At 56.7% G+C, this 17539-nt stretch carries 12 protein-coding genes; 9 read left to right on the top strand and 3 right to left on the bottom strand.

Annotated elements, in window-relative coordinates; genetic code table 11:
* Positions 1-5: 5 nt before the first annotated feature.
* From FHW16_RS04425 to FHW16_RS04405, 5 genes are all read left to right on the top strand, one after another.
* Positions 6-902 (top strand): ABC transporter substrate-binding protein, encoded by an 897-nt coding sequence (locus FHW16_RS04425; protein WP_182547917.1) that lies wholly within the window; start codon positions 6-8, stop codon positions 900-902.
* Complete coding sequence (locus FHW16_RS04420; protein ID WP_182547916.1) at positions 899-1870, top strand: amino acid ABC transporter permease; 972 nt, start codon at positions 899-901, stop codon at positions 1868-1870. Before FHW16_RS04425 ends, FHW16_RS04420 begins: the two co-directional genes overlap by 4 nt.
* A 14-nt stretch (positions 1871-1884) precedes the next feature.
* A complete protein-coding gene (locus tag FHW16_RS04415) occupies positions 1885-2664 on the top strand; it encodes an amino acid ABC transporter ATP-binding protein (RefSeq protein ID WP_182548918.1) in 780 nt (259 codons plus the stop codon).
* Positions 2665-2838: 174 nt separating this feature from the next.
* The gene (locus FHW16_RS04410) at positions 2839-3885 is read left to right on the top strand and encodes a hypothetical protein (protein WP_182547915.1); all 1047 of its coding nucleotides are present in this window, start codon (positions 2839-2841) and stop codon (positions 3883-3885) included.
* Positions 3886-3891: 6 nt separating this feature from the next.
* A complete protein-coding gene (locus FHW16_RS04405) occupies positions 3892-4803 on the top strand; it encodes a methyltransferase domain-containing protein (RefSeq protein WP_182547914.1) in 912 nt (303 codons plus the stop codon).
* Here the strand turns inward: FHW16_RS04405 and FHW16_RS04400 are convergent, their stop codons facing one another.
* The 3 genes from FHW16_RS04400 to FHW16_RS04390 all read right to left on the bottom strand — a co-directional run bounded on the left by FHW16_RS04400 (position 4804) and on the right by FHW16_RS04390 (position 10210).
* Positions 4804-5607, bottom strand: a complete 804-nt coding sequence (locus tag FHW16_RS04400; protein WP_182547913.1) for a TIGR02186 family protein — start codon at positions 5605-5607, stop codon at positions 4804-4806.
* Positions 5604-6557, bottom strand: a complete 954-nt coding sequence (locus tag FHW16_RS04395; protein ID WP_182547912.1) for a sulfite exporter TauE/SafE family protein — start codon at positions 6555-6557, stop codon at positions 5604-5606. Before FHW16_RS04395 ends, FHW16_RS04400 begins: the two co-directional genes overlap by 4 nt.
* Positions 6558-6748: 191 nt before the next feature.
* Positions 6749-10210, bottom strand: coding sequence for a peptidoglycan-binding protein (locus tag FHW16_RS04390; RefSeq protein ID WP_182547911.1), 3462 nt, complete (start codon positions 10208-10210; stop codon positions 6749-6751).
* Between the two features lie 780 nt (positions 10211-10990).
* Between FHW16_RS04390 and FHW16_RS04385 the strand changes: the two genes are divergently transcribed.
* The 4 genes from FHW16_RS04385 (at position 10991) to FHW16_RS04370 (ending at position 17490) form a co-directional block, all read left to right on the top strand.
* On the top strand, positions 10991-12784 hold the full coding sequence (locus FHW16_RS04385; protein WP_182547910.1) for an acyl-CoA dehydrogenase C-terminal domain-containing protein: 1794 nt from the start codon (positions 10991-10993) through the stop codon (positions 12782-12784).
* Between the two features lie 62 nt (positions 12785-12846).
* Positions 12847-14019 carry an acyl-CoA dehydrogenase family protein gene (locus tag FHW16_RS04380; RefSeq protein ID WP_182547909.1) on the top strand — a complete coding sequence of 391 codons (1173 nt, stop codon included), beginning with the start codon at positions 12847-12849 and terminating at the stop codon, positions 14017-14019.
* 26 nt (positions 14020-14045) lie between these two features.
* Positions 14046-15254: an acetyl-CoA C-acetyltransferase gene (locus tag FHW16_RS04375; RefSeq protein WP_182547908.1), complete on the top strand. Its 1209-nt coding sequence runs from the start codon at positions 14046-14048 to the stop codon at positions 15252-15254.
* A gap of 13 nt (positions 15255-15267) precedes the next feature.
* Positions 15268-17490, top strand: coding sequence for an FAD-dependent oxidoreductase (locus tag FHW16_RS04370; protein WP_182547907.1), 2223 nt, complete (start codon positions 15268-15270; stop codon positions 17488-17490).
* Positions 17491-17539: the final 49 nt, after the last annotated feature.

Raw genomic sequence — 17539 nt, 5'->3', positions numbered from 1 at the left:
ATATAATGAAACTCAAACATCTGACTTTTACCGCTCTGTTTGCAGCAACGCTGATTGCTACGCCTGCGATGGCCGAGGAGGTGGTTATCGCCAAGCAAACGGTCAACGAGGCCCTGCGGGCCAAGCTGCCCGAGGACATCCGCAAGGCGGGAAGCATCACCTCTGTCAATAATGGCTCCTTTCCACCTTATGAGATCGTCACCGGCAATACGGAGATGCAGGGCGCTAGCGCCGATCTGACCAAGGCTGTCGGCGAGTTGTGGGGGATTGAGATCAAGCACGCGACAGTCAGCGGCCTTCCGGCGCTCTTGAGCGGCATCAATTCCGGCCGCTATCAGTTCGCGATGGGTCCTGTTGGCGATTATCCCTCCCGTCAGGGTGCGAACGACTTTGTCGACTATGTGCAGGAGTTCGTGGTGTTCGCCGTGCAGAAAGGCAATCCTAAGGGCATTACCTCGCTCGACAACACCTGTGGCAGCCGCATCGCCGTCATGGCTGGTGGCTCCGCCGAAAAGGTGATCAAGGAACAGGCGGAAAAATGCACGAAGGATGGTAAAGCAGCCATCGAGGTCCAGTCCTTCACCGATCAGCCCACCTCGATTCTGGCTGTTCGCTCAAAACGGTCCGACGCGTTCTTCTCCTCGCAGGCACCGCTGATCTATTTCGTTGAGCAAGCCAATGGTCAGCTTGAATTGACGGGCACCGGTCTGAAGAACGGTTTTGACGATATCTTTCAAGGCGCCGTGGTTGCCAAGGGCTCACCGCTTGGTGCGGTTCTGCTGGAGAGCATCAAGACTCTCATGGACAATGGCACCTATGCGGCCATTCTGAAAAAGTGGGGCCTTGAGAAGAACATGTTGAAGGAGCCCGGGATCAATCTCGCGGGTAAAGCTGCAAAATGACCCAGAACATGCAAGCATTGGCATCGCCCAAGGGCGATGCAGAGGCTGCGCTTCGCGATGTGGCGAATGCGCACAAGCCCTTTCGAACAGATCGCTGGCTCTTGTGGGGCATCACGCTTCTCATTGCGGCGAACTTCCTCTGGATCGTCGCCAACAACGAAAATTTTGGCTGGCCGATCGTGTTTCAATGGTTCACCGAAGCCACCGTTTTGCGGGGGCTCTATGTCACGCTTGGCCTGACTGTTGTCGCCATGGCCATCGGCGTGATCATCGGACTTGTTCTTGCCATTGCCCGTATGTCGAACGACCGGCTCGCCAGCTCGCTTGCCGGTCTTTACATCTGGTTTTTCCGCGGTACGCCGCTGCTGGTCCAGCTGATTTTCTGGTACAATCTTTCGACGTTGTTTCCGGAAATTTCCATTGCTATTCCCTTCGGCCCGACGCTGGCCAGCTGGAACACCAATGACCTGATCACGCCGATGACGGCTGCCATTGCCGGCCTTGCGCTCAACGAAGCGGCCTATATGGCTGAAATTATTCGCGGCGGTCTTCTGTCCGTCGACAAGGGCCAGATCGAAACGACGGAAGCTTTCGGCATGACACGCACCCGCGCCTTGCGGCGTATCGTCATTCCTCAGGCCATGCGTTCAATCGTGCCGCCGACGGGCAATCAGTTGATCAGCATGATCAAGGCGACGTCGCTTGTCAGCGTCATTGCCATGGCCGATCTGCTCTATTCGGTGCAAGCTGTCTACAACAGGACCTTCGAGGTCATCCCGATGCTGATGGTGGCCGTCATCTGGTATCTGTTCATCACGTCCATCCTCAACGTCGGACAGGGCTTCATCGAGCGCTATTACGGCCGTGGTGAACGCGGCTCGTCAACGCCCAGAAAGCAGGACAAGGTTGTTGCTGCTGCGAACACGGTAACGGCAGTTCCAGCCATGGCTCAGGAGGTGAGTAAATGACTGCTCAATTCTCGATGAACGGCACCGAACCGGGTGAAGCACTGGTGCGTGCCCGAAATGTTCATAAGTCTTTCGGCGAGGTGGAGGTGTTGAAGGGTATCGATCTCGACGTTGCGCCGGGTGAAGTCGTGGTCGTTCTTGGTCCTTCCGGTTCGGGGAAATCCACCTTCCTGCGCTGCATCAACCACCTGGAAGCGATCGACCGCGGTTCGATTGTCGTTGCCGGGGAACAGATTGGTTATTCCTTGCGCAATGGCAGGCTAAACAAACTCCCGGCGAGGGCTATCGCAGTGCAGCGGCGGCAGATTGGCATGGTATTCCAGCAGTTCAATCTCTATCCGCACATGACCGCCCTGCAGAACATCATCGAGGCGCCGATCGGCGTACACAAGCAAAGCCGCCGGGAAGCCACCGAACTCGGGATGGAACTGCTTGCTCGTGTCGGGCTTACGCACAAGGCCGACGCCTATCCCCGGCAATTGTCCGGCGGGCAGCAGCAACGGGTTGCCATTGCACGGGCACTTGCAATCCGGCCCAAGCTGATGCTGTTCGACGAACCGACTTCGGCGCTTGATCCGGAACTGGTTGGCGAGGTGCTGGCAACCATGCGCGACCTGGCGGATCAGGGGCTCACCATGATTGTCGTCACGCATGAGATTGGTTTTGCACGGGAAGCTGCTGACCGGGTGATTTTCATGGATGATGGCTACATCGTCGAACAGGGTAAACCCGAAGACGTTCTCGGCAATCCGCAACATCCACGCACCAGGGCATTTCTCAGCCGTTTCATCTGAATTTTGATCTCCCGGTCGCCCGCTCTCGTGGGATGCCGGGGGTTATTCGCTTTGTACAGAGCATCACTTCGGACGAAAACCGCCATCATTGCGCCGCGGTAGTCTTGAATAAGCAGTCAAATCGTCTATGCCTACCCGAGTCATACGAGCTGCTTTGAAGGGGAAATCGTCCAGTTGGAAGCGATTGAACAAGCCATCCGGAATGCTTTCGCCAAAGCGGATGTGAGCAATCCTGCCGTTCGTCAGAAAATTTACGAATCAGCATGGACCGCCCATGAGCGCTCCCTGACCGCCAATGGTGCGCTGGATGAAAGCGAGCGCGAGGAGCGTCGCGAGCGCTTGAAAGCGGCAATCACCCGCATCGAGGGCGAAGCGCGCAATCCTTCGCATATCGCGCCAGAACCCGTTGCAGAGCGGCGCGAACCATCCATTTCGGTCGAGCCTGCACAGCGGCGGCAGCCGCCGGCTGGCCGCGTTGAGCCGTCGCTTGACCCTTCTCTTGATTCCGATCTTGGAGCAACAGACAACAGGCGCGCCGACAATTACCGTCCCGCCTACAACCAGCCCCGTGAGAAAAAGACACGCGAACGCCAGAAGGCACGCGGCCTCACCAAATTCATTATCATCTTTGTCGTTCTGTTGGTTGCGATCGGCGTGCTATGGCTGGTTGCATCGGGTTTGATCAACTCAAAGCCATCCGGCAGCACACCGCCTGCATCGAGCAGCGGCCCGGCGGCGGGCAGTCATGAGCCGATGAAGGAAGGGCAGCTTTCTGCCGACGGCAGCTGGATATCGATTTTTGACCCGTCCGATATGACCCGCGTTTCGATGGCGGGCCGGGCAACCGCGAGCGTCGCCGGAGACAATGTGCAGAAGTTCGTACGGATCAAGTCTCCCGGCGAGAACGACGATGTCACCTTCCAGGTGGGGCAGGGCGTTCTCCAGCAACTGGCAGGCAAGCATGCGATCTTTGATATTATTGCCAAGGCCGAGGACGGTTCCTCCACGCAAATGGCTGTAAGTTGCGATTTTGGCACACTCGGCGATTGCGGACGCAAGCGTTACGATGTCACTGATGCGAGCAATGAATATCTGTTCGAGTTGCAGTTTCCGGAAGGCAAAAAGCCCGCCGCAGGCGGTTTCATCAAGATCAACTCGGATATTGCCCGCACGGGCAAATCGATTGACATCTTTTCCATCCGCGTTCTGGTCGCGAACTGAACCAGTATGGCACGGGCGTTCCTGTCCTCCGGTGATCTGATCGCGGACCGCCGCGCTTCCTATGCGGACATGCTTTTCGAGTCCGGTGACCATGTGGCCGCCGCCGACCTGATGCGGCAGGCCCTGGAAATCGTTCCGGAATGGACCGCCGGTCTGTTTCGTCTGGGCGAGATGGAGGATGCGGCCGGGGACGAGGATGCAGCGGCGGAAACGTGGCGCCGCCTTCTGGAACTGGATCCCGACGATCGCTTTGGCGCAACGCTCAAACTGGCGGCCTCCGGTTATGCCTTGGTGCCGGATAATCCGCCGGCGGCCTATGTCGAGACCCTGTTTGACGCCTATGCGCCGACTTTTGAGACGGCCCTTCTGGAAAAGCTGCATTATCGTGTGCCAGAACTGCTGGCTAACGCCATCAAGGCTGCAGCGCCGGGAAGACGTTACCATTCCATGCTGGATGTTGGCTGCGGTACCGGACTGATGGGGGATTATTTCCGGACGGGTGTGGACCACATGGCGGGCATGGACCTTTCCGAGGCCATGTTGCAGAAGGCCGAGGAAAAGCACGTTTATGACCGCCTCTTCAAGGGCGATATCAACGAACTCGATTATCCTGCTGGATCTGCCGATCTCATCATTGCCGCGGATGTCTTTGTCTATGTTGGCGATCTCGACAAAGCGGTTAGTCGTCTTGTCGCGGCCCTGAGCAACGATGGGCTGTTCGCCTTCTCGGTCGAAACCCATGCCGAGGAAGGAGAGCTCATCCTGCAGCCCTCGCTGCGCTATACCCATTCGGAAGATTATGTACGAAGACTGTTGGCCGACCATGGCCTGGTTCCGTCGACAATTGACCGCGAGGCGATCCGCTTTGATCGGGGAGAGCCCTTGCAGGGACTGATTGTCGTCTCCAAGCGGGCCTGATCAGTCTTTCCTGAACATCAGACGGCCCATCCAGCCGGTAAAGACGGCCAGAAACACCGCAAACAGGCCGTAGAGCAAGCTGTTCTCATGGGCGGCCTTGTAGATACGATACTCCAGACCCGCTTTCACGATATTCAGGCTTGTCGAGCTTTCGCGCAGGAATTCGCCGTTGCGGAACAGAAAGGCGCGGGCCACGTGTTTGCCGACCGGCACATTGGCTGGCAGGGACAATGTTGCGCGGAAGAGGGTAGATGACAGGAATTGCACGTCACCAGGACGCTGGCTGTACAGGTTCTGCTTGAGCTTCAGTCGCGGCAGCTCCTTGGTGAATTCCCGCAGCGACGCACTGGAATCGAAGCCGTCAGGCATGGGCTCGTAAAAGATATTGTTCACGCCGAGCGCCAGTTGGGCAAATGTCTTGGGGACGGCAATGTCCTGAAGATTGCGTGTCGAGGCCAGTGAATAGGAAGCCGGAATATGCTGAAATGTCACTGACTCCGCGTTGACCCAGACGCCAAAAAACCGGTCCTTGCGGCGCACGACAAAATTACGCTCCGGTCCCTGCAGGATAACGACGATATCGTAACGGCCCTGTCGTTGAATCAGAGGATCGGCATTGTCGAGTGCACCGAACACGGTCAGGTCGGTGCCGCGAAACCCTGAAGTAATCGCGATGGTATCGGTCGACAGCCCGATTTCAACCGTCTCCTTGTTGCCGGGAATCTGCTGCGCCACAGCATTTAGAGGGCTGACCAACACGGAGATAATGACAAGCAGGAACAGAAGAGCCGTCAGGGGTTTCATGATGCCCCCGGTGTCACGAGTGCTATGGCGATCGAATAAAGATCGTCAGGTGTCACAAAAAGTTCGATGGCAAGACGCAGGCCTACAGCGAGAACTAGCGTGGCGAGCAGCGCGCGCAATTGTTCGCCGCGCAGCTTCTGGCCAATACGCGTGCCGTACTGCGCACCGATGACACCGCCACTCATCAACAGGAAGGCCAGCACGATGTCGACCGACTGGTTGGTCGTTGCCTGCATGACGGTGGTGAAAGCGGTCACGAAAACGATCTGATAGAGCGACGTGCCGATAACCACGTTGGTCGGCACTTTAAGAAGGTAGATCATGGCCGGTACCATGATGAAGCCGCCGCCAACACCCATGATAGAGGAGAGAAAGCCGATGGCGGCGCCCAGCGCCAGGATCGGGATAATGCTCACATAAATTTTCGAGGCGCGAAACCGCATCTTGAAGGGCAGGCGGTGCACCCAATTGTGTTGTCCAGGTTTCTTGAGTGTGGAAAGCTGGCCTGCTTTTGTCCTCCGCATGGACCGGATGCTTTCAAGCAGCATCAGGCCGCCGATGGTGCTCAGGAAGATAACATAAAGCAGCGATACAATGAGATCGAGCTGTCCGAGTTCGCGCAAAAGCACGAAGACGTAGATACCGACAGCTGCGCCGACAATACCGCCGATGACAAGCAATGTCCCGAGCTTCACGTCGAGCGAGCCGCGTTTGAAGTGCGTCAGAGCGCCGGTGAACGATGATGCGATAACCTGGTTTGCACCGGTGGCAACAGCAACAGCCGGGGGAATATTGTAGAAGATCAGCAATGGCGTGATGAGAAATCCGCCACCGACGCCGAACATGCCCGACAAGAATCCAACCGCTGCCCCCATGCCGAATAGCACGAAGATATTGACCGAAATCTCGGCTATTGGCAGGTAGATACCCAATTCAGACCCCGAACCCATCACGGCGTTGTGGCGATTGTTCGCACACCATGATGACAGAAATTCTTTAATGCATTCTGCGCACAGACTGTCACAGGATGCTTTAAAGTTTCTTGCCCTCAGCCGCGCGTCAAGTCAAACAATGACTGCTGAGAGGTCAACGTGTTACCCCAAACACGAAACCATTTGTCGCAACAGCCGTCCCTGTCGATTTAGGTATTCTTTTCGAGCAGGCGTTTGACCAGATCCTTGTCGATATTGCCCGTTGGCTTCAATCCGTTGCTCTTCTGGAAAGCCATGATGGCGTCGCGGGTTTTCGCACCCATCCTGCCGTCCGAACCGCCCGCATCATAGCCGTTCTTATTGAGGATCAGCTGGATATTGCGGATTGCCTTTCCCATGTCGACCGAACCTGTCGTGGTCGGACTCTCGCGCCATTCGTCCGGTGTGCTCAGCGCGTTGGTTTCCGGATTCATCACCTTCGGCTTCCAGAGTTCGGTGGCTTCGCGGGCCCGTGTCAGCTGATCCGGCGTCATGACCTTGGCCACGTCATCGCGCTTTTGGCCCGCATCCTTGTCGCCGGCATTGGCAGCCAGCGCAAACCACTTGTAGCTTTCTTCAAGGTTCTGCGGAACACCCATGCCCTTGGCGGATAAAATGGCCAGATTGAACTGGCTGTCCTTGACACCGAGCTCGGCGGCTTTCGTAAACCACATGGCGGCGGATTCATTGTCCGGTGCACCGTTCGCGCCGGCCGCAAACAGCACGGCAAGATTGTGCATTGCGCTGGCATTGCCCTGTTCGGCAGCCAGTTGATAATAGGTTTTCGCTTTGGCAAGGTCGCGGGGAACGCCAAGGCCCTTCTCAGAAAAATTGCCCAGACGGTATTGTGCGGGCGCAAAGCCTTTGTCGGCGGCAAGAGTGTACCATCCGGCTGCTTTGGCATAATCGCTCTGGACACCGCGCCCATCCATATAGCGATCCCCGATTTCAAACAGGGCTTTGGGGTTGCCTTCGGCTGCCGCTTCGCGTAGCGGTTCGGGCCCAGCTTCGACAGGGATGGCTGGGATCGGTGTTACAGTCGTATCGACCTTTGCTGAAGCTGGCACATCTGTTGCCGGTGTATCGGTGGACTGTGCGGCAATGAGACTGCTGACAGTCTCCTGTGTCGGGGCTGGTGCAGCGGCCTGATCGTCTGACTGTGTGTTTTCCACCGAAGTCTGTGGCGCGGCAGCGGGTGGGGTTGCATCGCGTGGTACTGGAGCAACTGGCGCGGCAATTTGCGCCTTTTGCTCGACCGGAGGCACCACTGGTGCTGCCATTGAGCTTGTCTCGCTGGTAACAGCAGCAGGGCCGCTGAAGAATGCATTCTTCAGTTGAAGACCGGCGATCGCAATCATGATGGCGCCGATAGCGAGGAGAATGGGTTTACGCTGGCGTGCAAGAAGGCTGCCCTTCTTGCCTTCCGCTGCATCCCTGCTCCGACTGGAGCCGCGCGTCTGGTTTTCGACCTCGGCGGCGGCGGCCTGAGCTGCCCGGCGTGCTGCGGCTATGAAATCGGCTTTGCCAACGCCGGTATCGCCTGCAATGTTCATCTCGCGGCGTTCATCACGGACGCGCTTGAGTATGGAGTTCAGATCGGGCATGCCGGAGCCAGGTTCGAGCGGCCGGTTCAGAAGCTCGGAATCAAGGCTGGCCCTGTCATCGTCCTTTTCGTCCGTATCGATGGTCTCGATGGTTGGTTCCCGATGCGCCTGTTCCTGCTTGCTGCGGGATTTCACGCTGCGGGTGAGGCTGCCAAGCAAGGATTTGCGCGCCGGAGCAGCTTGGTCCATCGCGCCGGCATCATCTCCGGCCAATGTCATTTGCGTCGAAACATCATCAAGCTTGGAAAAGACGGGTGTTTCAAACACCGCCTCCGCTGCACTATATGGCGCTTCATAGGCATCGACCGTTGCCATGGCCTTCGAGGTTGCCGGGACACGCGTTCCATGAGCCGTGCCACCTTCCAGAGAACCCAGACGATCAACAATCTTCAGTAGAGTATCGTGAATGGCTTCGAAGGTCTTGGAGTTGCGGTCTTCCGACTTGCGGGCGAGGCTTTCCAGTATCTTCAGGTCGTCTGCGAGTTCACGTGCGATGGCGCCATCATGGGCGTTGCCGAAATTGGCTGAATTGCGGATGGCCTCCGATGCGGCCTGACGTGCGGCTTCCACGACAAAGTCGCGATTCATGGCAATCGATTCTTCGATTGCGTCGAGGCGCGGCGGAATAGCGGCGAATTCCGCATAGCGATCGTTGGAATGCGAGAGATGTTCGGCGAGACCGGCGATCTGCAGTTCGAGACTGCGAATGGCATCGTTCGAGCCATCTGCCTGCGGGACATTCTGGGCGATATAGCGGGCCATATCGTCAAAGCGGGCTTCAAGATTGTCTGTCAGCCGGATATCGCTGTGCTCGGCCATCATGTGATGGTCATCGAGTCGCCTGGTCAACTCCTCAAAACGTTGATCAATCTGATCCATGAATGCAGGAGCGGCAGCAGGCGCCTGCGGTGGTGTCGTTTCCAACCGGTGGATAATGTGCAGGACCCGGTCTTCAAGATCACGGAAATCAGAAATGCTGATGGATGCCGGTGTGTTTTCGAGATGACGGGTAACGGCCGACAGCTGTTCCGACAGCGCATCGAGATTGACCGCTGGTGCTGCGCGGATTGCCGCCAGATGGTCAACCCGTTCGGCCAGTTCGCCCATGCGCTGAAGGATCGTGTCAGAGGTGCGGTCATAGGCAACTGCCTCGACCTTGCTGCTCAATGTTGCGATACGTGCTTCAAGGCGCTCAAAGGCATCGGTATCGACATGATTCGTCTGGACAGGGCGGGCCGTTGCAACGATGGCGCGGCTGATTTCATCCAGCCGTTCGTCCATCTGACGCATGAAGTCACCGTTAACGCCCGATATACTACCCGTGCGAGACATCTGTTCCACAGCGCTTGCCAGTGTCTTGAGCTTGTCTTCAACCTTCTTCAGCGGAATGGATTGCGGCAGGACGTCCACGGCTTGGCGGATCTGGTCGAGTCGGCCTCCCAGAGGATGATCCTGGCGGAATGCGTCGAAACGCTCGTCCATCGCATCCCAGCGGTGGTTAAGGCTCTTCACCGATTCCTCGCGGGCAAGTGTCGTAACAGTGCGCTTCAACTCATCAAGATCACCGCGCAACATCGACAGATGGCCATTGTCCGCGCGACCGGACGTGTTGTCCAGATTGCGGCTTGCGGTCGACTGATGCAGGCGCTGCAAGGTTTCCGTATGCGGTTCGGCATGGGGGCGTACCGGTGCACGCGCGTCGTCGCGCATTTCTTCGCGCAACTGCTTGATGCGGGCTGCGATAGCAGAAAGGTCGTGCTTGCCGTTTTGTGGTTTGCTGGCAAAGGCTGGCAGATCGTCGGATGGTCTTGACCTTGAAACAGGTGTGCCACCGGCGCGCGAGGCGAGGGCGGCGAAACGATCGGCAATGTCACTCTGACCGTCATTGTCGGGATAGTCCGGCTCCATGGTCTCGCGCAGCTGGGTTTCCAGGGCCTCGAGCGTGCGGTTGATACTGTCCAGCGATGTGGTGTCGCGACGTGAGCGGTTCACATTGACCTGTTCAAGTAGTGACCTTTGGTTCGTCATGGACGCCTGCTTTGCCGTGTTTACGCCAGTAATCTGGCGGGTTAATTCTGTCCCACGGAGCAGGGCCGGAAGTGGTGGTGATGTTCACCTGCCACTCTGGCTTCATCTTGTCTCGGTCTTCCGAAGGTCAAAGATGCGTTCTGCACATTGCTATCCGGAAAGCCGGGACTGTCTGCCCGTGCGGTCCGACAAGCCGTGAAAAACAAATCACTCATAGACACGGTTCACCGACACCGTGACATTGGCGAAACGTGGTAAACAAGTGGTTAAGGGATGGGCTGCAAACGTTAAAAATGTGATAGTTTGTATTCGCGGTCCGCACCTTGGATAGTGCTTCGTAGTCAACTCTGCTCTGTTTGTCGCAAAGGCCGTATACGTATAGATGCCGTGGAGAAGAAGACGTGGATTGCAATCGCATTGTACGTGGTTCAACAAGCTCACCATGAGGGAGATGGGTGGGCTGCATGCTAATCGTCAGCGGAGCAGTTTAAATAATCTTGCAAAGCCTGACTCCCTGCAATCCTCACTCTCCCTCATGGTGAGCTTGTCGAACCACGCACAATGCGGCTGCAGTTTGCAGCCCTTTAACCACATCTGTAGGCATAAGAGCTGACGTTCTCATTGAATGAAACGCCCAATTCGGGAAGATTGATCCACAGGAGCAAAAGTTCACAAAATTTTGACGTTTACGGAAACGTCAAAATTTGCTAGAGAGATGAAAAATCCGACGGCACCGAAGTCTCCGGGCCGTTTTGCTCGTTTATGTTTTGGAGGAAACTGATGCCGAGTTATCGCGCGCCCGTTGAAGACACGCTTTTCATTCTCAATGATGTCCTGGGCTACGAACGCTACAACAATCTGCCAGGTTTCGCCGATGCATCGCCGGATATTGTCGAAGCGATCCTGAGCGAAGGCGCCAAGCTGGCCGAAAACACATTGTTTCCGATCAATCAGTCCGGTGATCATGAAGGTTGTGTGCGTCATGCGGACGGCACCGTCACAACACCGAAAGGGTTCAAGGCTGCCTTTGACCAGTACCGCGAAGGCGGTTGGATGAGCCTGTCCATACCTGCGGAATTCGGCGGTCAGGGTTTGCCCTACGCGTTGCATGTGGCTGTTGGTGAATACATGTCATCAGCCAATATGGCGCTGGTTATGTATCCAGGCCTGACGCAGGGCGCGATTGCTGCAATTCTGACCCATGGTACCGATGACCAGAAGCAGACCTATCTGCCGAAGATGGTCGATGGCACGTGGACCGGTACCATGAACCTCACCGAGCCGCATTGCGGCACGGATCTGGGCCTGCTGCGCACCAAGGCTGTGCCTAATGCCGATGGCTCCTACAAGATTTCCGGCCAGAAGATTTTCATCTCAGCCGGTGAGCACGACATGTCCGAAAACATCATCCATCTGGTACTTGCCCGTATCGAGGGTGCACCGGAAGGCGTGAAAGGTATTTCCCTGTTCATCGTGCCGAAGTTCAATCTTGACGACAGCGGCAATGCCGGTACCCGCAATGGCGTGTCCTGTGGCTCGATCGAAGAGAAGATGGGTATCCACGCCAACTCGACCTGCGTGATGAACTATGACGAAGCCACGGGCTATCTGATCGGCGGCGAGAACAAGGGGCTGCGCGCCATGTTCACGATGATGAACGAGGCCCGTCTTGGCGTTGCGCTGCAGGGTCTGTCCATCGGTGAAATCGCCTACCAGAATGCTGTGGAATATGCACGCGAGCGCATTCAGGGCCGTTCCTTGACCGGTCCGAAGGCATCGGACAAGAAAGCTGATCCGATCATCGTCCATCCGGATATTCGCCGCATTCTGATGACGATCAAGTCATTCAACGAGGCGGGCCGTGCTTTCATTCTGTGGTCCGCGCTCAAGTCCGATGTCGCGCATCGCTCCGACGACGAGGGTGACAAGCAGATTGCCGATGACATTCTCGGTCTGATGACCCCCATTCTCAAGGGTGTCCTGACGGACAAGGGTTTTGAGCATGCTGTCATGGCCCAGCAGGTCTATGGCGGTCATGGCTACATCGAAGAGCACGGCATGAGCCAGTATGTGCGCGATGCGCGCATTGCCATGATCTATGAAGGTGCCAATGGCGTTCAGGCGCTCGACCTCGTGGGCCGCAAGCTTGGTGCCAATGGCGGCCGCGCTGTTATGGCCTTCTTCAAGGAAGTCGGTGATTTTTGCGAGGAGAACCGCGGTGACGAGAAGCTTGCCTTCTTCACCAAGCATCTGAAGAAAGGTCTCAATGATCTGCAGGCCGCTTCCATGTGGCTGATGCAGAACGGCATGGCGAATCCGGATAATGCCGGTGCGGCTTCGACCGATTATATGCATCTCTTCGGTCTGGTTTCTCTCGGCTATATGTGGGCGCAGATTGCCAAGGCATCCCATGCGAAACTGGCAGAGGGCGCAGGGAAGAAGGATTTTTACGAGACGAAGCTTGTCACGGGCAAATTCTTCATGGAGCGGGTCATGCCTGAAACATCGGCCCATCTTGCCCGCATCCAGACCGGCGCGGACACAATGATGACGCTGGCTGCAGAAGCATTCTGATCAAACGAAACGGGGCGGAGGCCCTAGTTTGTGACGAAGGGTGATTTCTAGGGAGGTTAGAGATGTCTATTCGGCCGGAAGATGTGTTGGGCGTTCCAAAACCTGACTGGAAAACCGACGATGTAGTGATGCTGCAGGACATGACTTCGAAATTTCTCGAAGCCGAAGTCCTGCCTCACTACGACCGTTTTGAAAAACAGGAAATCTTTGACCGTTCCGTTTGGGAGCTTGCAGGGCAGAACGGCTTGCTGTGCGCTTCCATGCCGGAAGAATATGGCGGCTCGGGCGGGACTTATGCCCATGAAAGCGCCATTCTGGAAGCAATCAGCCACGTCGGCGTCGATGGCTTCGGTATAGCCCTGCACAATTCAATCGTTGCTCCCTATATTCTTCACTATGGTTCGGAAGAACAGAAGAAGAAGTGGCTGCCGAAGATGGCGACCGGCGAATTGATCGGCGCCATTGCCATGACGGAGCCGGGTGCTGGTTCTGACCTTCAGGGCGTGAAGACGAGCGCCAAGAAGGACGGCAATCAATACGTCATCAATGGCTCGAAGACCTTCATCACCAATGGCCAGTTGGCCAATCTGGTTGTCGTTGTGACGAAAACCGATCCAGCACAGGGTGCCAAGGGCACATCGCTGATCGTTATCGAGACGGACGGGCAGGAAGGTTTCGAGCGCGGCCGCAACCTCGACAAGGTCGGACTGAAATCAAACGACACGTCGGAATTGTTCTTCAACAATGTCCGCGTGCCGACCGCAAACCTGCTCGGAACCGAGGAAGGGCAGGGCTTTGTCCAGTTGATGCAGCAATTGCCGCAGGAACGTCTTCAGATCGGTGGCACGGCAATTGCCATGGCTGAACGCGCCATTGCGATCACCTCGGAATATGTCAAGGAACGCAAGGCCTTCGGCAAGGCGATCATCGACTTCCAGAACACCCAGTTTAAACTGGCCGAGATGAAGACGGAGGCCACGATAGGCCGCGTCTTTTACAATCATTGCGTGGAACGCCATCTCAGTGGTGGGCTCGATCCTGTCACCGCATCCATGGCGAAATACTGGCTGAGTGACCTGCAGAACAAGATCGTTGACGAATGCCTGCAGCTGCATGGCGGCTATGGTTATATGAACGAATATCCGATCGCACGTATGTTCCGAGATGCCCGCGTCCAGCGGATTTATGGCGGAACCAATGAAATCATGAAGCTTTTGATCGCCCGCAGCCTCTGAGCTGCGGTTCGAAAAGGGAGAATGAAATGGCCGAAGCATATATTTATGACCACGTCCGCACGCCGCGCGGCAAGGGCAAAAAGGATGGCAGCCTGCATGAAGTGCCCGCCGTCCGTCTTGGCGCCAAGGTGCTGGAAGCGCTGCGCGACCGCAATGGTCTCGATACGGGACTGGTTGACGACATCATTTATGGCTGCGTTGATCCCGTCGGTGAAGCCGGTGCCGTGATCCCGCGTTCCTCGGCCTTTGAAGCTGGCTATGACTTCAAGGCGCCGGGCATGCAGATTTCGCGCTTCTGTGCCTCTGGCCTCGACGCGGTAAATTTTGCTGCTGCCAAGATCGTGCAGGGTGCCGATGACATCGTCATCGCAGGCGGAGTGGAATCCATGTCGCGCGTCGGCATGGGCATGTCCGGTGGTGCCTGGTACATGGACCCGTCGGTGGGTCTGCCTGGCTATTTCATGCCACAGGGCGTGTCTGCTGACCTGATCGCCACGAAATACGGTTTTACCCGCGACGATGTCGATGCCTATGCCGTTGAAAGTCAGAAGCGCGCTGGGGAAGCCTGGAAGAAGGGCTACTTCAAGAATTCCGTTCTCAGCATCAAGGATCAGAACGGCCTGACCATCCTTGACCATGATGAACACATGCGCCCGACAACGGATATGCAGGCGCTCGCATCGCTCAATCCATCCTTCGTGATGCCGGGCGAAATGGGCGGCTTCAATGCCGTTGGCATTCAGGCGCATCCGGAAGTTGAAACCATCAATCACGTTCACCACGCTGGTAATTCATCCGGCATTGTTGACGGTGCCGCCGGTGTCCTGCTCGGCTCGAAAAGTGCCGGCAAGGCGCTTAGCGCCAAGCCGCGCGCCCGCATCCGCGCCTTTGCCAATATCGGTTCCGATCCGGCATTGATGCTGACAGGCCCGGTTGATGTCACGGAAAAGCTGCTCAAGCGCGCCAAGATGAAGATTGCAGATATCGACCTGTTCGAATTGAATGAAGCCTTTGCCGCTGTTGTGCTGCGCTACATGCAGGCCTTCAATATTCCGCGGGACAAGATCAACGTGAACGGCGGCGCGATTGCCATGGGCCATCCGCTCGGTGCAACCGGTGCGATGATCCTTGGTACGGTTCTTGACGAACTGGAACGCCGTGATCTGAACGTGGCGCTGGTAACACTGTGCATTGGTGCCGGCATGGGTACCGCAACGATTATCGAACGCGTCTGAGGGAGAGCAGAAGATGAGCTATACAAACTTCAAATTCGACGTCGACGCGGACGGCATTGCGCTCGTAACCTGGGACATGCCCGACAAGTCGATGAATGTCTTCACCGAAGAGGTGATGAAGGAACTCGACGCCATCGTCGACCGCGTTGCCAAGGATGAAGCCATCAAGGGCGCTGTTATCACGTCAGGCAAGGATACGTTCTCAGGCGGTGCCGATCTGACCATGCTCAAGCGCATGTTCCAGCTGTTCCAGGACGAAAAAGCCAAAGACCCCAAGAAGGCGGTCGAACTTCTGTTCGAGAACACCGGCAAGATGGGCGGCCTGTTCCGCAAACTCGAAACATCGGGCAAGCCTTGGGTTTCGGCGATCAATGGTACCTGCATGGGCGGTGCATTCGAAATGTCGCTGGCCTGTCATGGCCGCGTTGTCTCCGATGATCCGTCGGTGAAAATGGCACTGCCCGAGGTCAAGGTCGGTATTTTCCCGGGCGCCGGCGGTACGCAGCGCGTTCCGCGCCTCACCAATCAGCAGGACGCCCTGCAGATGATGACGACAGGCTCCAGCCTGACCGCTGCGCGTGCCAAGGCCATGGGTCTTGTGCATGAAATCGCTCCGGCAAAGAAGCTCGTCGAAACTGCCAAGAAAATGATCAAGGCAGGCTTGAAACCAGTTCAGCCATGGGATGAAAAGGGCTTCAAGCTTCCCGGTGGCGCAATCTATTCAGCAGCGGGTGCCAATCTGTGGCCAGCTGCTACGGCCATTTTGCGCCGTGAAACCTACGGCAATTATCCGGGCGCTGCAGCCATTCTGAAGTCTGTCTATGAAGGCCTTCTTGTGCCCTTCGATACGGGGCTGAAGATCGAGCAGCGCTACTTCACCAATATTCTGCAGAGCACGGAAGCGGGCATGATGATCCGCTCGCTGTTCGTTTCCTTGCAGGAATTGAACAAGGGTGCGCGCCGTCCTGCCGACGTCAAGCCGACCAAGTTCAAGAAGGTCGGTGTTATCGGGGCCGGTTTCATGGGTGCAGGCATCGCTTATGTCACCGCCAAGGCGGGTATTTCTGTTGTTCTGATCGACCAGACCCAGGAAGCTGCCGACAAGGGCAAGGCTCATACGGCAGACCTGATCACCAAGGACATTCAGAAGGGCAAGGCGACGGCAGATGACAAGGAAAAGCTCCTTGGTCTGATCACCGCTACAACACAATATGCCGAACTTGATGGCGCCGACCTCGTTATCGAAGCCGTGTTTGAGGACCGCGAGGTCAAGCGCAAAGCGACGGAACAGGCGGAAGCCGTCCTGAAGCCTGCGGCTGTATTTGCGTCCAATACCTCGACGTTGCCGATTACGGGTCTTGCCAAGGTTTCGGTACGTCCGAAGAACTTCATCGGCATCCACTTCTTCTCGCCCGTCGACAAGATGCTGCTGGTTGAGGTTATCCTCGGCAAGAAGACTTCGGAAAAGGCACTGGCCGTCGCGCTGGATTACGTGCGGGCGATCAAGAAGACACCGATTGTCGTCAACGACACGCGCGGCTTCTATGTCAATCGTTGCGTCCTGCGTTACATGTCCGAAGCCTACAACATGCTCGTGGAAGGCGTTCCGCCGGCAATGATCGAGAATGTTGCACGCATGGCAGGCATGCCGGTCGGACCTCTCGCGCTCAATGACGAGACGGCCATCGATCTGTCGCAGAAAATCCTCAAGGCAACGCTTGCCGATCTCGGACCGAAGGCCGTCGATCCGCGGCATGTGGAACTGGTCAACACGCTTGTTGACAAGTATGACCGCCGTGGCCGCAAGAACGGCAAGGGCTTCTACGACTATCCGGCCAAGCCGGCCAAGAAGCATCTGTGGCCGGAGTTGAAGACGTTGTATCCACAGCAGGACGCCGACAAGATCGATGTGGAAGTACTGAAGCAGCGCTTCCTGTTCACCATCGCGCTGGAAGCGGCCCGGGTCATGGAAGAGGGAATTGTCACCGATCCACGCGAAGCGGATGTCGGCTCGATTCTGGCTTTCGGCTTTGCGCCTTATACGGGCGGAACGTTGTCCTATATCGATGGTATCGGCGCGGCGAAGTTCGTGGAAATCGCAAAGGGCCTGCAGCGCAAATATGGTGCTCAGTTCAAGGCGCCAAAGCTGCTTGTCGACATGGCCGAGAAGGGCGACACGTTCTATGAACGGTTCAATCCCTATCCGGTTGAAGCGAAGAAGAAAAAGGCTGCTTGATGAAAACATGAGGGGATCACTCGCTGATCCCCTCATTGCTGTTCGGGTG

This window comes from Phyllobacterium myrsinacearum (genome assembly GCF_014138285.1).
GTDB classification, from domain to species: domain Bacteria; phylum Pseudomonadota; class Alphaproteobacteria; order Rhizobiales; family Rhizobiaceae; genus Phyllobacterium; species Phyllobacterium myrsinacearum_A.
This window is presented reverse-complemented; position numbering and strand designations above follow the sequence as displayed.